Annotated in this window: 15 protein-coding genes; 6 read left to right on the top strand and 9 right to left on the bottom strand. The window is 58.9% G+C overall.

Annotated features, from left to right (window positions below; translation table 11 throughout):
* The first annotated feature begins 301 nt into the window (after positions 1-301).
* Positions 302-1,042: an osmolarity response regulator transcription factor OmpR gene (ompR, locus tag JFT85_RS14625; protein ID WP_053255745.1), complete on the top strand. Its 741-nt coding sequence runs from the start codon at positions 302-304 to the stop codon at positions 1,040-1,042.
* Positions 1,043-1,159: 117 nt separating this feature from the next.
* Positions 1,160-2,473, top strand: coding sequence for an ATP-binding protein (locus JFT85_RS14620; protein WP_053255746.1), 1,314 nt, complete (start codon positions 1,160-1,162; stop codon positions 2,471-2,473).
* Between the two features lie 79 nt (positions 2,474-2,552).
* Here JFT85_RS14620 and rimK read toward each other — a convergent pair whose 3' ends face one another.
* From rimK to rimA, 3 genes are read right to left on the bottom strand one after another with little or no spacing between them, the layout of a single operon-like run.
* Positions 2,553-3,458: a 30S ribosomal protein S6--L-glutamate ligase gene (rimK, locus tag JFT85_RS14615; protein ID WP_003213178.1), complete on the bottom strand. Its 906-nt coding sequence runs from the start codon at positions 3,456-3,458 to the stop codon at positions 2,553-2,555.
* Positions 3,455-3,937 (bottom strand): retropepsin-like aspartic endopeptidase RimB, encoded by a 483-nt coding sequence (gene rimB, locus JFT85_RS14610; RefSeq protein WP_053255747.1) that lies wholly within the window; start codon positions 3,935-3,937, stop codon positions 3,455-3,457. The genes rimK and rimB overlap by 4 nt, the downstream gene beginning before the upstream one ends.
* 13 nt (positions 3,938-3,950) lie before the next feature.
* Positions 3,951-4,730, bottom strand: coding sequence for a S6 modification regulatory phosphodiesterase RimA (rimA, locus tag JFT85_RS14605; RefSeq protein ID WP_053255748.1), 780 nt, complete (start codon positions 4,728-4,730; stop codon positions 3,951-3,953).
* Positions 4,731-4,847: 117 nt separating this feature from the next.
* Here rimA and JFT85_RS14600 point away from each other — a divergent pair, with 117 nt between their 5' ends.
* Positions 4,848-5,255 (top strand): RNA-binding S4 domain-containing protein, encoded by a 408-nt coding sequence (locus JFT85_RS14600; RefSeq protein ID WP_053255749.1) that lies wholly within the window; start codon positions 4,848-4,850, stop codon positions 5,253-5,255.
* An 88-nt stretch (positions 5,256-5,343) separates the two neighbouring features.
* Here JFT85_RS14600 and JFT85_RS14595 read toward each other — a convergent pair whose 3' ends face one another.
* Positions 5,344-6,147, bottom strand: coding sequence for a phosphatase PAP2 family protein (locus tag JFT85_RS14595; protein ID WP_053255750.1), 804 nt, complete (start codon positions 6,145-6,147; stop codon positions 5,344-5,346).
* 103 nt (positions 6,148-6,250) lie between these two features.
* Here JFT85_RS14595 and hslO point away from each other — a divergent pair, with 103 nt between their 5' ends.
* Together hslO and JFT85_RS14585 are read left to right on the top strand one after the other, a co-directional pair.
* Positions 6,251-7,153 carry an Hsp33 family molecular chaperone HslO gene (gene hslO / locus JFT85_RS14590; protein WP_053255751.1) on the top strand — a complete coding sequence of 301 codons (903 nt, stop codon included), beginning with the start codon at positions 6,251-6,253 and terminating at the stop codon, positions 7,151-7,153.
* A 179-nt stretch (positions 7,154-7,332) separates the two neighbouring features.
* A complete protein-coding gene (locus tag JFT85_RS14585; RefSeq protein WP_053255752.1) occupies positions 7,333-8,874 on the top strand; it encodes a phosphoenolpyruvate carboxykinase in 1,542 nt (513 codons plus the stop codon).
* 56 nt (positions 8,875-8,930) lie between these two features.
* On the opposite strand, the gene JFT85_RS14580 is transcribed toward JFT85_RS14585, so the two are convergent.
* The 5 genes from JFT85_RS14580 to JFT85_RS14560 all read right to left on the bottom strand — a co-directional run bounded on the left by JFT85_RS14580 (position 8,931) and on the right by JFT85_RS14560 (position 12,421).
* Positions 8,931-9,794 (bottom strand): DMT family transporter, encoded by an 864-nt coding sequence (locus JFT85_RS14580; protein ID WP_242486537.1) that lies wholly within the window; start codon positions 9,792-9,794, stop codon positions 8,931-8,933.
* A gap of 67 nt (positions 9,795-9,861) precedes the next feature.
* Positions 9,862-10,218 (bottom strand): DUF1493 family protein, encoded by a 357-nt coding sequence (locus JFT85_RS14575; RefSeq protein WP_201230037.1) that lies wholly within the window; start codon positions 10,216-10,218, stop codon positions 9,862-9,864.
* Positions 10,219-11,030: 812 nt separating this feature from the next.
* Positions 11,031-11,351 carry a hypothetical protein gene (locus JFT85_RS14570; protein ID WP_069553445.1) on the bottom strand — a complete coding sequence of 107 codons (321 nt, stop codon included), beginning with the start codon at positions 11,349-11,351 and terminating at the stop codon, positions 11,031-11,033.
* Between the two features lie 300 nt (positions 11,352-11,651).
* Complete coding sequence (locus tag JFT85_RS14565; protein ID WP_069553446.1) at positions 11,652-12,251, bottom strand: putative adenosine monophosphate-protein transferase Fic; 600 nt, start codon at positions 12,249-12,251, stop codon at positions 11,652-11,654.
* Positions 12,251-12,421 carry a YhfG family protein gene (locus tag JFT85_RS14560; protein WP_096236773.1) on the bottom strand — a complete coding sequence of 57 codons (171 nt, stop codon included), beginning with the start codon at positions 12,419-12,421 and terminating at the stop codon, positions 12,251-12,253. Before JFT85_RS14560 ends, JFT85_RS14565 begins: the two co-directional genes overlap by 1 nt.
* 175 nt (positions 12,422-12,596) lie before the next feature.
* On the opposite strand from JFT85_RS14560, the gene JFT85_RS14555 reads away from it, so the two are divergent.
* Positions 12,597-13,772 (top strand): tetratricopeptide repeat protein, encoded by a 1,176-nt coding sequence (locus JFT85_RS14555; protein WP_201230035.1) that lies wholly within the window; start codon positions 12,597-12,599, stop codon positions 13,770-13,772.
* Positions 13,773-13,779 lie beyond the last annotated feature (7 nt).

The raw sequence follows: 13,779 nt of genomic DNA, 5'->3' as shown, positions 1-13,779 counted from the left end.
AGGCTGGTTGAGCGGCGCTATCGGCGCCGCTGCCTGGGTCGATAGGCTGCCTATTGACCCGCGAAATCGGGAAATTGCTGCCCGCCGCTGAAAAAACTGCTGAGGCAGTAAACAGTAAAGTCTGACAGTGCCCTGCACGAAGGCGCCGCATTATAACCAGCGTTCTGCCCTTGGGGGGTACTGCACCGGTGGTTGTAGGACGCGGGTTCGCTGGCGGTGGAGGAAAAATCTGCTAACAATGCACACGGTGCGTATAACGGCAGCTACGCCATAATGCGCGCCGAGATAAGAGGAGCATCTAATGAGCAGCACTGCACAAACTGCTGAAGGCGAAAAAATTCTCATCGTTGATGACGATCCGGGGCTGAGCAGCCTGCTGGAGCGTTTTTTCAACTCCAAGGGCTACCGTGCACGCGCGGTGCCGAACACCGAGCAGATGGACCGCCTGTTGGGGCGCGAAGTCTTCAATCTGGTCGTGCTCGACCTGATGTTGCCCGGCGAAGACGGCCTCACCGCCTGCAAGCGCCTGCGCGGTGCGAACAACCAGATTCCAATCATCATGCTCACCGCCAAGGGCGATGAGCTGAGCCGCATCAAGGGCCTCGAACTGGGCGCTGATGACTACCTGGCCAAGCCGTTCAACCCTGACGAGTTGATGGCCCGGGTCAAAGCCGTACTCCGTCGCCAGGCAGCTCCGGTTCCTGGTGCGCCGGGCAGCGAAGACGAAAGCGTCACCTTTGGCGACTACGAACTGTCGCTGGCGACGCGTGAGCTCAAGCGTGGCGAAGAAGTGCACATGCTCACCACCGGTGAATTCGCTGTGCTCAAGGCCCTGGTGATGAATGCTCGCCAGCCGCTGACCCGCGACAAGCTGATGAACCTGGCCCGTGGCCGTGAGTGGGACGCCCTGGAGCGCTCCATCGACGTGCAGATCTCCCGTCTGCGCCGGATGATCGAGCCGGACCCGTCCAAGCCACGGTATATCCAGACGGTGTGGGGCGTGGGTTATGTGTTTGTGCCGGATGGCACTGCAACCAAGTGACCGATGATTTGCAGGGGCGGGCATCCTGGCGTTTGACTCCATGAGGGTCGACGGGATGCCCGGCGTCTGCAATTCTGCGAGCGCCGCTCGTTCTTGCAAGGTGTCTAGCTGTCTCCTATGAAAACCCCGCTGTGGTTCCCACAAAGTTTCTTCTCCCGCACCCTTTGGCTGGTGCTGATCGTCGTTCTGTTTTCCAAGGCACTGACGCTGGTTTATCTGTTGATGAACGAAGACGTGCTGGTCGATCGACAATACAGCCACGGTGTTGCCCTGACACTGCGTGCCTATTGGGCTGCCGACCCCGAAAACCGCGAGAAGATCGCCAAGGCCGCCACCCTGGTTCGCGTCGCCGGAGCCGGTGTGCCGGAAGGCGAGCAGCATTGGCCCTACAGTGAGATTTACCAACGCCAGATGCAGGCCGAACTGGGTGAAGACACCGAAGTGCGGTTGCGTATGCATGTGTCACCGGCGTTATGGGTGCGCGCGCCAAGCCTGGGGCAGGATTGGCTGAAAGTGCCGCTGTACCCGCATCCATTGCGAGGGCAGAAGATCTGGAACGTGCTGGGTTGGTTCCTGGCGATCGGCTTGCTTTCAACGGCGTCCGCGTGGATTTTCGTGCGCCAGCTTAACCAACCCCTCAAACGCCTGGTATTTGCCGCTCGCCAACTGGGACAAGGGCGCAGCGTGCGCCTGCCGATCAGCGACACGCCCAGTGAGATGACCGAGGTGTACGGCGCGTTCAATCAGATGGCCGAAGATGTCGAACAGGCCGGGCGCGAACGCGAGCTGATGCTGGCGGGCGTGTCACATGACCTGCGCACACCGCTGACGCGCTTGCGCCTGTCCCTGGAATTGATGGGCAATCATTCCGACCTGACCGATGACATGGTGCGCGATATCGAGGACATGGACGCGATTCTTGACCAGTTCCTCGCGTTTATCCGCGATGGCCGTGATGAAGTGGTGGAAGAAGTCGACCTGACGGAACTGGTGCGTGAAGTGGTGGCGCCCTACAACCAGAACGGTGAGCAGGTGCGCATGCGCCTGGAGCCGATCCAGCCGTTTGCGCTGCGTCGCATTTCAATGAAGCGTCTGCTGAACAACTTGATCGGCAACGCTTTGCATCACGCCGGTTCGGGTGTCGAAGTGGCCGCGTATGTGTCCGGCGACAGCACCGCGCCTTATGTGGTGTTGAGTGTGATGGACCGAGGTACGGGGATCGACCCAGCGGAACTGGAAGGTATTTTCAACCCGTTCACCCGTGGCGACCGTGCCCGGGGTGGTAAAGGTACGGGGTTGGGGTTGGCGATTGTGCGTCGAATTGCGTCGATGCACGGCGGCAATGTTGAGCTGCGCAACCGGGAAGAGGGTGGCCTGGAGGCGCGGGTGCGGTTGCCGCTTGGCCTGATGCTGCCAAGAGACGCGGTCTGACAAACAACTCGAATCAAATGTGGGAGCAGGCACGCCAGCTCCCACATTGTTTTTAACGCCTGCCAAAGTTTGCTGCGTATCAGCCCTTACCCTTGGTCCGCGTCATATTCGGGCCACCACTCTTCTCCAGATGCTGAATGATGATCCCCGCCACATCCTTCCCGGTGGTGGTCTCGATCCCCTCCAGGCCCGGCGATGAATTCACTTCCATCACCAATGGCCCGTGGTTGGAGCGCAAGATATCCACGCCCGCTACGCTCAACCCCATCACCTTGGCTGCCCGCAGCGCAGTCATGCGTTCTTCCGGGGTGATCTTGATCAGGCTGGCACTGCCGCCACGGTGCAGGTTGGAACGGAATTCGCCTGGCTTGGCCTGGCGCTTCATCGCTGCAATCACCTTGTCGCCCACCACGAAGCAACGGATATCCGCACCGCCGGCTTCCTTGATGTATTCCTGGACCATGATGTTCTGTTTGAGGCCCATGAACGCCTCGATCACCGACTCGGCAGCAGTGGCGGTTTCGCACAGCACCACGCCGATGCCCTGGGTGCCTTCGAGCACCTTGATCACCAGCGGCGCACCGTTGACCATCTCGATCAGGTCGGGGATGTCATCGGGGGAGTGGGCAAAGCCGGTCACCGGCAGGCCGATGCCGCGACGCGACAGCAACTGCAGCGAGCGCAGCTTGTCCCGCGAGCGGGCGATGGCCACCGATTCATTGAGGGGAGACACCCCCATCATTTCGAACTGGCGCAACACCGCGCAGCCATAGAACGTCACCGACGCGCCAATCCGTGGGATCACCGCATCGAAACCTTCCAGTGGCTTGCCCCGGTAGTGGATCTGCGGCTTGTGGCTGGCAATGTTCATATAGGCACGCAACGTGTCGATCACCACCATTTCATGGCCACGTTCGGTGCCGGCCTCGACCAGGCGGCGGGTGGAATACAGACGCGGGTTTCGCGACAGCACAGCAATCTTCATGCAGCACCTGGGGCAGAAATAGTAGAGACCGGGAACACCGGCTTGTCTTGAACGTACTTGACGCCGGGGTTGACCACCAACTGGCCGTCAATCAGCGCCTTGGAGCCCAGCAGCAGGCGGTAACGCATGGCCTTGCGGCAGGCGAGGGTAAACTCCACCCGCCACACCCGGTCACCCATCGCCAGGGTGGTGCTGATCACATAGCGCACCTGTGCGTGGCCGTTGGAGCTCTTGATGGTTTTCATCGTCACCAGCGGCGCCTCGCAACGACGGTGACGCAATTGCACCACGCTGCCCAAGTGCGCGGTAAAGCGCACCCACTTCTCTCCGTCGCGCTCAAACGGCTCGATATCGGTAGCGTGCAGGCTCGAGGTGCTGGCACCGGTATCGATCTTCGCGCGCAGGCCAGCCACTCCCAAGTCGGGAAGCGCCACCCACTCACGCAGACCAACAACGGTCAAATGGTCAAATGTCTTCAATATGGGTAACCGGTCAGTTCGCCCAGGCCTTGGGTGAAACCTCGGCCAGGGCTTTGAATGCAGGCTTGGCGAACCAATAACCCTGCATCAGAAATATTCCGCAGTCGGACAGAAAGTCACGCTCGCCGGCACTTTCGATGCCTTCGGCAATGACAGTAACGCCCAACTGCTCACAGATTGTGACAATCCCCTGGACGATTACCTGGCGGACACGATCCTGGTCGACATCGCGAATCAGCGCCATGTCGAGTTTGATCAAGTCAGGTTGGAAATCAGCCAGCAGGTTCAGCCCCGAATAGCCCGCACCGAAATCGTCGATGGCGGTCTTGAAGCCGAATTCGCGGTATTCACGCAGAATATTGGTCAAATGGCGATAGTTATCTACGTGCTCGCTTTCCAGTGTTTCGAAAATCAGCTGATTCAGCGGAAAGTTATGCGCGCGGGCCGCCTCAAGGGTGCTGCGAATACACAGCTCCGGTCGGTAAACGGCATTGGGCATGAAGTTGATCGAAAGATGGGTTTGCATGCCCAGGGCGGAGGCACCGGCAATCGCCTGGGTGCGGCAGCGTTGGTCGAAGCGATAACGGTTGTTTTTGTTGACCTGACTCAGCACTGACAACGCCCCTTCCCCGTTGGGGCCTCGCACTAAGGCTTCATGGGCGAAGATCGAATGGTCCCGAAGGTCTACGATAGGCTGATAGGCGAACGAAAAATCAAAACCCAGGGGTTCGCTTTGCTGGCAGCCCACGCAAGTCTGGTTGGGCGAGGTGAGTGAAGCAGGAAAATCGGTCACGGCGTATCCTCGCGAAAACAGGGTGGGTGCCTGGCGTATCTTAGGTGAGCGTTGGGGTTTATGCGTCGAAGCACTTCAACGGTAAAGTTGCGACATTTTTCAAAGCGAGGAATTCAAGTGGCTCAAAAGCAGGAAGAGGAAGAAAAGGTCCGTTTGGACAAGTGGCTGTGGGCAGCGCGTTTCTTTAAAACCCGTGCCTTGGCCAAGGCCGCCATTGAGAGTGGCAAGGTGCACCATCGCGGTGAGCGCTGCAAGCCGGGCAAGGAACCGCGCGTCGGTGATGAACTGCAGATTCGTGCGGGGTTTGATGAAAAGACCGTCGTCGTGCAGGCCCTGTCCGTGGTGCGCCGTGGGGCACCCGAAGCGCAGGCGCTTTACACGGAGACCGAAGCCAGCATTGCCAAGCGCGAAAACGCCGCGGCCATGCGCAAGGCCGGAGCGACCGGCATGACCACCGATGGCAAACCGAGCAAGAAGCAGCGTCGCGATTTGTTCAAGTTTCGCGGCAGCGGCAATGATGATTGATTGCGAATCTCCAGCAACATGGCGATCAATTGTGCGCGCTGACTCTCCGCTATCGCGGACAAGCCAGCGCCCACCAGAATCGACTGCTTCAAGCGGCTGTGCGTATGACGCTCAATCGCCCGACCACTGGCAGCTTGCCCAGTAAGCCGAAGACCGGCGCCGTCAGCCGCAACAAAGCCCCCGACACCTTCGCTGCAAACGGCGTGTAATACCCCCAGCCCAGCGCCAACAACGCCAGCAGCATGCCGCCGATGTAATCGTCCTGTCCCCAATGCGCGCCCGCCACCAATCGCGGCATCATGAACAACAGCGCCAGGCCCCAGATCACCAGCACCTGGCTGATGCGCTTGGCAAACACCGTCATGAACAGCCCCCAGATCAACAGCACTGAAGCATGATCACCCGGGAAGCTCTGGCTGGAACGGTCCTTCAGCTCCCAGGTTTTCTCCAGGCCGGGGAAATAATCACTCATATGAATCGCGCCAGCGATCACCATCGACGGGCTGCTGTGCTGCCAGCCCATCTGCGCCACCAGTTTGGAAAAGAGCATGCGGATAAACAGCAACAGCAGCAAAATGCCGAAAAAGCCAAAAAACGCCTGGCGGACTTGAACGGCCTTGAACACCCAGTCGCCACGTATCAGTAGCATCAGCAAAATCACCCCGACGACCGCGTCAAATGGCCGCAAACTGGCCACAGCCCACACATGCAACCACACTGGGTTGCTGGCCAGCGGGTCGTTGAACAGATGAAACAGCCATTCGTCGAATAGCACACACAGCATCTGCCCCGTGGGCCACAGCCAAAAAACCAGCAGCCCGATAGCGAGTAGATTGCAAAAGGCCCACCCCCCGAGGTTCCACTTGGCTTGGAACAAACCCGGATTGTTCATAAACTGTCCCCCAATGCTCTAGAAAACCGCACCAAAATGGTGCTAAAGCGTCTAATTCTATAAACCTTGTAATTAATTTGTCATCAATTCAGATACCAGACCTATGACTGATCTACCGGATACCGACTTCACCCAACGCTTCATCTTCGACGAGAACGACGCCCGCGGCGAACTGGTCTCGCTGGAGCGCAGCTACGCCGAAGTCCTCGCCAAGCACCCCTATCCGGAGCCGGTCGCGCAACTGCTCGGGGAGTTGATGGCGGCGGCGTCGCTGCTGGTGGGCACCATGAAGTTCGACGGTTTGTTGATTCTGCAGGCGCGCTCCGAAGGCCCGGTGCCGATGCTGATGATCGAATGTTCCAGCGAGCGTGAGATCCGTGGCCTGGCCCGTTACGACGCCGACTTGATCGCGCCGGACGCCACCCTGTCCGACCTGATGGCCAACGGCGTGCTGGCGATCACTGTTGACCCGACGGAAGGCCAGCGTTACCAGGGCATTGTCGATCTCGACGGCGAGACCCTGTCGGACTGCTTCACCAACTATTTTGTGATGTCCCAGCAAGTCGGCACCAAGTTCTGGCTCAATGCCGACGGCAAGCGCGCCCGTGGCCTGTTGCTGCAGCAACTGCCGGCCGACCGCATCAAGGACGACGATGAACGCACCGACAGCTGGCGCAAGCTGACGGCCCTGGCCGGTACCCTGACCGCTGAAGAGCTGCTGGGCCTGGACAACGAAACCATCCTGCACCGCCTCTATCACGAAGAGGCCGTGCGCCTGTTCGACGCACAGGGCCTGCGCTTCCGTTGCAGCTGTTCCCGTGAGCGCTCGGCCAATGCCTTGGTCAGTCTCGGCCTGGAAGATGCGCAGAATCTGGTGGTGGAGCACGGCGGCAATATTGAGATCGACTGCCAGTTCTGCAACCAGCGCTACCTGTTCGATGCCGCCGATGTCGCCCAATTATTCGCTGGCGCAGGCATCGAGACCCCTTCTGACACCCGCCACTAAAACGTTTAAGCACAGGTAAATCACCTGACAAACGCCGGATTAGCGCAGTTCTGACGGGAGGGCCCTACTTTTTTTGGGCTTTTCTGGCATAATCCGGCCCACTTTTTTCGCGGTAGTAGTGCGCAACTTTCTACTACAAAACGTTTGGAGCACTCGGCCATAGGCCGACGGGGAACCTCATGACGCAAGCCAATAACGCCGTATACACCGATCTGAGTGTTGACGATCTGGTTAAAGAAGCCCTGCAGCGCGGTGAAGGCGTGCTTGCCGATACTGGCGCACTGGTCGTAGAAACCGGTCATCGTACCGGCCGTTCTCCGGTCGACCGTTTCATCGTTGAAGAGCCTTCCACCCAGGACGCAATCGCCTGGGGCCCGATCAACCGCAAGTTCCCGGCCGACAAGTTCGATGCCCTGTGGGCTCGCGTCGAGGCCTTCAACAATGCGCAAGAGCATTTTGTTTCCCACGTTCACGTAGGGGCTGCAGAAGACCACTACCTGGCCGTGAAAATGACCACCCAGACTGCCTGGCAGAACCTGTTCGGTCGTTGCCTGTTCATCAACCCAGCCCAGTACAACCCGGCCGGTCGTGATGAGTGGCAAGTGCTTAACGTGGCCAACTTCGAGTGCGTGCCAGAGCGTGATGGCACCAACTCCGATGGTTGCGTCATCCTCAACTTCGCCCAGAAGAAAGTGCTGATCGCCGGCATGCGTTACGCCGGTGAAATGAAAAAAGCCATGTTCTCGGTGCAGAACTTCCTGCTGCCGGCCGCCGACGTGCTGCCAATGCACTGCGCCGCCAACATCGGCGAAGCAGGCGACGTGACCCTGTTCTTCGGTCTGTCGGGCACCGGTAAAACCACCCTGTCGGCCGACGAAAGCCGTTACCTGATCGGTGACGACGAACACGGCTGGGGCGAAGGCGTAGTGTTCAACATCGAAGGCGGTTGCTATGCCAAGTGCATCGACCTCTCCGAGAAGAACGAGCCGGTCATCTGGAAAGCCATCAAGCACGGCGCCGTGCTGGAAAACGTTGTGATCGACGAGGCCAAGCACGCCGACTACACCGATGTCAGCCTGACCCAGAACAGCCGCGCCGCCTACCCGCTGGAACACGTTGCCAAGCGTTCCGAGAAGAACCTGGGCGGCGAGCCAAACGCGGTCATCTTCCTGACCTGCGACCTGACCGGCGTACTGCCGCCCGTGTCGATCCTCAGCGAAGAACAAGCGGCTTATCACTTCCTGTCCGGCTACACCGCACTGGTGGGCTCGACTGAAATGGGTTCCGGCAGCGGCATCAAGTCGACGTTCTCCACCTGCTTCGGCGCGCCGTTCTTCCCACGCCCGGCTGGCGAATACGCTGAGCTGCTGATCAAGCGTATCCGTGGCTTCGGCTCCAAGGTTTACCTGGTCAACACCGGCTGGACCGGCGGTGGCTATGGCGTCGGCAAGCGCTTCAACATCCCGACCACTCGCGGCGTTATCGCAGCGATCCAGAGCGGCGCGTTGATCGGTGCTGAAACCGAACACCTCGACACCATCAACCTCGACGTGCCATTGGCTGTGCCGGGCGTTGAGACTGGCCTGTTGAACCCACGCAACACCTGGGCTGACAAAGCGGCCTACGACGCAGCAGCGAAAGCGCTGGCGGGTCTGTTCACCGAGAACTTCAAGAAGTTTGACGTGAGCGATGCGATCAAGGCGGCTGGGCCTCAGTTGTAAGGTTCGCTTGTTGTAAAAAAACCGCCCCTTGTGGGCGGTTTTTTTATGCGCAAGCGTTAGTCGGCGAGGTGCAAAACCACCGCCCCGACCAGCACCAACGCTACGCCCACGACCTGCACCGCTGACAACCGTTCCTTGAAAAACACAAACCCCAGGATCGCCGCGATCCCGCCCGACAACGTGCTGATCACCGTCACTACCGACACCGACCCCGCCATCGCCCCCCACGAAAATGCCGAGAACCCGCCCAGGTTCATCAAACTCGCGCCGGTCAACGTGGCGCAGTTTTTCAGTGGCGGAATCTTCAGGCCGTTTTTGATCTTCAGCACCATCACCACCAGCACGCACAAACCCACCAAATAACCCAGCCACAACATGGTAATCGGCCCCAGCGCGGGCAGTGTGTAGCGGCCTTGCAACCAGAAACTGGTGCCGTACAGCGTTGCTGCGAGCATGGCGTAGGCGATGGACTGGCGTGGGTTGTTATGGGGCACGCCGTTGTCCTTGTGAAGGCTGGAGAGGATTACGCCGATGACGCATAAGCCGATGCAACCGAGCTGGATCAGGCTGATGTGTTCGCCGCTGGCCCAGGACAGCAGCGTGGTGACCACGCCGTAGGAGGTCACCAGTGGCGCGACGATGGCGGCTTTGCCCAGAGCGAAGGCCTTGGACAGCGCAAGCGCCCCGGAGACGGTGAGCAGGGCGGCGGCAATGCCCAGCAGCCAGACACTCAACGGGGCATTCAGGGACTTGAACAGGAACACCGGGAAGATGACCAGCAACAGGGTCATGATCAGGAAACCGAGGGCCTGGCCGAAGTACACCGCGCGTTTGACGCCGACGGCGCGCGCGTTGAGACCCACGAGAAAATCCGTGCCGCCCCAGAGCAGGGCGGCCAGCAGGCCCATTATTACGTCCATGTAAGGTCCTTGTTATGTAAACGATTCGCCAGGTTAGCGCATAACCCATGTGGGAGCGGGCTTGGCTTCAGCTGAGGTTTTCCAGGGTTTGCGTGTCCCAGCGGTGAGTGTTGATGGCCAGGTAGAGCATGCCAATCGTCAGTGGCACCTTAGCGCCACGCTCTTTGGCGCGGTGTTTCAGGAACACATCGAACGCTGGCGGTTGGAAGTAACGATAAGCGTCGTAGTCGCCCAGGTCGACCGCAAAATCCTTCTCCAACGCCTCCATGAATTGCGTAGCCTCGGCGCGGTCGCAGCCAAGGTCGAAGTTGATTGAGGTGTCGAGGCGAAGGGTCTTGTGTTTCGGCAGGCCGATTTCTTCGTGCAGCAATTGCAGCAGCTGCTGCATGGCGGGGTCTTCGGGGAAGTTGGGGGCCAGGTTCATGGTGGGGGCACGCAGGAGTGGGTGAGGGGGAGGGTTACGTTTTAGTCGGTATTTGTTGCGGGTGATGAAGAGTGCCAAGCCTATCAAGAATACGAAGATAGGGAGGAAGGGCATGCTGAGGGTTACTGCCACGTAGGGTAATCAGAACGCCAATGCCAGGCCGGCTACGAGGCATGTGACTGCAAGGCGTTTTCTCAGAATAGCGTCAGTGATTGGGTAATGCAGTACCAGGTAAAAACCCAAGAAACAGGCGATTTGCAGGACAGTATTCATGACGCTTGAAATCTCCTTGCTTCGAGTGCCTGTGTGTTCCAGCGTTTGGCTTTGACGGCGTGGTAGAGCATGCCAAGGGTGAGCGGGATGTTGCCTTTGCTGCCTCTGTCCACCCGTCGGTAGCGCACTTCGTTTGCCGAAGTACCTGCGTCTAACCAACAGAGGTTTGCCAACGCGTGCTTGTGGGTGGGTAAAACGGTAAGGCGAATCCACCGTGAAGGTGACGCCGTAGTGGCCGATGTATTGAGTCCTTTCGAGGTGCACGGATTTTTTGCCGGGACAGTGGAGAGGGCGCTAGTTTCGGTCATGCGCAGGCGAGTTACGTAGAGGGTGGCGCAGGTGTTTTGAGCAGTTTAGGACGAGGACTACGCTGTATTTAGCGGCTTCCTACAGGGCTTTCCGGCGTTTTCGGTTTGACAGTGATTTTTTGGTCAACACCCATTCAATGTGGGAGTCGGGCTCGCCCGCGATGGCGCTGTGTCAGGTGCAGAAATATAGCCTGATATACCGCCATCGCAGGCAAGCCCGCTTCCGCAGGTTTAGCTCAGTGGCTGGCCTGGTGATGGTTGGTTATCGGCTGCCGGTTGCAGTTGAACGTGTTGCGCGGCTTCCAGCAGATCACAGCCATCCTGCACGAGCAGGTACAAGGCATTAATGATGTGGGAAATATCGTCGAGGTCCGCGTGTTCGTAGGTCAGGCAGGTGAAGGTTTCCAGTAAGTCGCTGGCAGCGCGGATGCGCTGGTGTGCGGCGCTCTGGATGTCCTCGGCGGTGGCTTCGGTGTCGATGACGAGAGGGTGGGTGTCGGTGAAGTTGGTGCGTAGCTGACGATAGCGATCCATCGTTTCAGGTATTTGCATTTGAAGGTGCTCGGTTTGCTGTTAGGTAACCGACATCATCGTGGCCAAACGGTGGGTGGCGGACTGTGCGCGGGTTGGCCAGCCGGAAACAGCACTCCGACACGTCCGAAGACGTCCCACACACAGCCGCCATAGCAGTGCATTACGAGACGATAGACGTTCGTAAGGCAGCTAGTGGCACTTATGTGTGCTGTTTTCGAGTGACCAAACCCGATCGCTGAATTGGCTGCGATGGGCCAAACCTTAGAAGTGAGCGTTCTTTCGAGCAATAAACAGATGGTTTAACCGGTGGTGATTCGATCAAGCACTGACCGGCACACTGATACACCGCTCAAAAATCGCTTCCAGCCCCCGATAGTCACACGCCACCGCATCGATGTTCGCCGGTACCCACGCCGCGTGTTTCACCAGCCACCAGTTCACCGAGAACCCCGCATTCACGATGATCTGTTCGAACAAAATCCGCTGCGCCCGGCCGTTGCCTTCGCGAAAGGGGTGGATGACGTTGAGGTCGCCATACGCCTCGGCAATCAAAGGCACGAGCTCAGCCTGGGGAGCACCGACATACCAATTAGCCTGTTGCATATGCCGGATGATTTTCGCTGCTTCCGGCGGGATGCGTTCCGGCGTGCAGAACAGCGTTTCACCTTTCTGGATGTTGACGCTGCGCAGCTCGCCAGCCCAATCGTAGATGTCGCCGAACAGGGTGCGGTGTATGTGTTGTAGCCGGCTGAGATCGTAGGGCGGTGGGTAGAGCGGGAGGCTGCCTACAGCGATTTCAGATAATTCGCGCTCGGCTTGATGGAGGCGTGATGCGTCGCGCAAATCGAGGCGGTTACGCAGGATGCTGCTATCGGGATAGCAGTATGGGTCCTGGCCCACCCCGTATTTGTCGAGCATCAGTGTGGCGTTTTGCGGTACTTGGCAAGAACGGCTTCGCGGGTCGGCAAGGGCTTGTCGACATCGGCCGGTTGGGTGTCGAACCCCTCCAGGCGCAAGCTGGCCAGATAATTGGAACGGCGGATCTTGTGGTAGTGATCCTGTTTTTGCTCAAACGTCGGTTCGCTCATTGCAGCGTACTCCTGGGTCGCAATGTTCAATTGTAGCGCAATGCTTGCGGGCGCAGGCGAGATAAAAACCACGTCACATTCCGCATAAAAAAACCGCCAACCCATCGAATTCAGCGTATGTTGCACCGCAAAATCGTGTCGGGCGATTCCGCCCACTACTTAAAGGGAGTTAAGCATGGGTTTGCTTCGTGTCGCCTCGGCGATGTCATTGTGTGCGGTGGCTTTTTCGATCCAGGCCGAGCAGTTGCCGATCGAGGTGCTAAGTGCGGTGGTCAAGGACCAGAAAATCGCCGACGCCGAAGTGCTGCTGCAACGTAACGGCGCACAAAACGTGGTGGGCCGCACCAACGCGCAAGGCCAGGTGACCCTCACCAGCGAAGCCGCCGATGACGCCAGCAATCTGCTGATCATCAAGAAGCCCGGCTATTCCAACCTGGTGGTGAAGTGCCCGTGCAAAGGCATGACGTACGCCATCAGCCCGGTGATGGAAAACCTCGATGGCCTGCGCGTCGTGCTGACCTGGGGTAAAACCCCGGAAGACCTCGACTCTCACATGATTTTCCCGGGCAACAACATCTTCTTCGGCAACCAGGAAGGCACCGACGCCGAGCTGGATGTGGATGACACCGACAGCTATGGCCCGGAAACCATCACCCTGCAGAAAAAGCACTACGGCGAAAGCTACGTCTACGCCGTGCATGACTTCACCAACAGCGGCAATCCAGGCTCGCGCCAGTTGTCCAACAGTGAGGCCAAGGTGTTTGTGTACATGGGGCAATCCCTGGTGCGCACTTACTACGTGCCGAAGAACCGCAGCGGTAACCTGTGGACCGTGTTCCGCATGACCGGCAGTGGTGACTTCCAGGACATCAACAATTTCAGTGGGGTAACGGTTGATGCCCCGAACGTGCTCAACGAAGTGAAGGGCTTGCTGGATGACAGCGTGGCGGTCACGGCGGTAGCTGTCAGCTCTTCCGCGCAGACCGATGCGAAGCGTCTGAACGTGCAAGGCGAAGCGGCCTACCAGGCCGGTAATCTTGACCAGGCCATTGACCTGTTCCGCCAAGCCATCGACCTCGACAACGGCTTCGGCAAAGCCTACGGCAACCTTGGCCTGGCGTATCAGAAAGCCGGCAACACGGCCGAGTCGATCTGGGCCAACCGTAAGGCGATTGCCCTGGCGACCGGCGCGAATGCAGCGACCGTACGGGCAGGCGCCTACTACAACATTGCGCGGATCTACGAAGCCGCGGGGCAGTTCTCGGATGCCTTGCGTCACTACCAGTTGGCGAAAGAGCAAAAGGCCAATCCGGTGTATGACACGGCGATTGAGCGCGTGCAGAACCGCTGATTCAGCC

Source organism: Pseudomonas sp. TH04 (genome assembly GCF_016651355.1).
In the GTDB taxonomy this organism is placed as follows: Bacteria; Pseudomonadota; Gammaproteobacteria; order Pseudomonadales; family Pseudomonadaceae; genus Aquipseudomonas; species Aquipseudomonas fluorescens.
The sequence above is the reverse complement of the archived record's forward strand: the minus strand, read 5'-3'. Positions and strand labels throughout refer to the sequence as shown.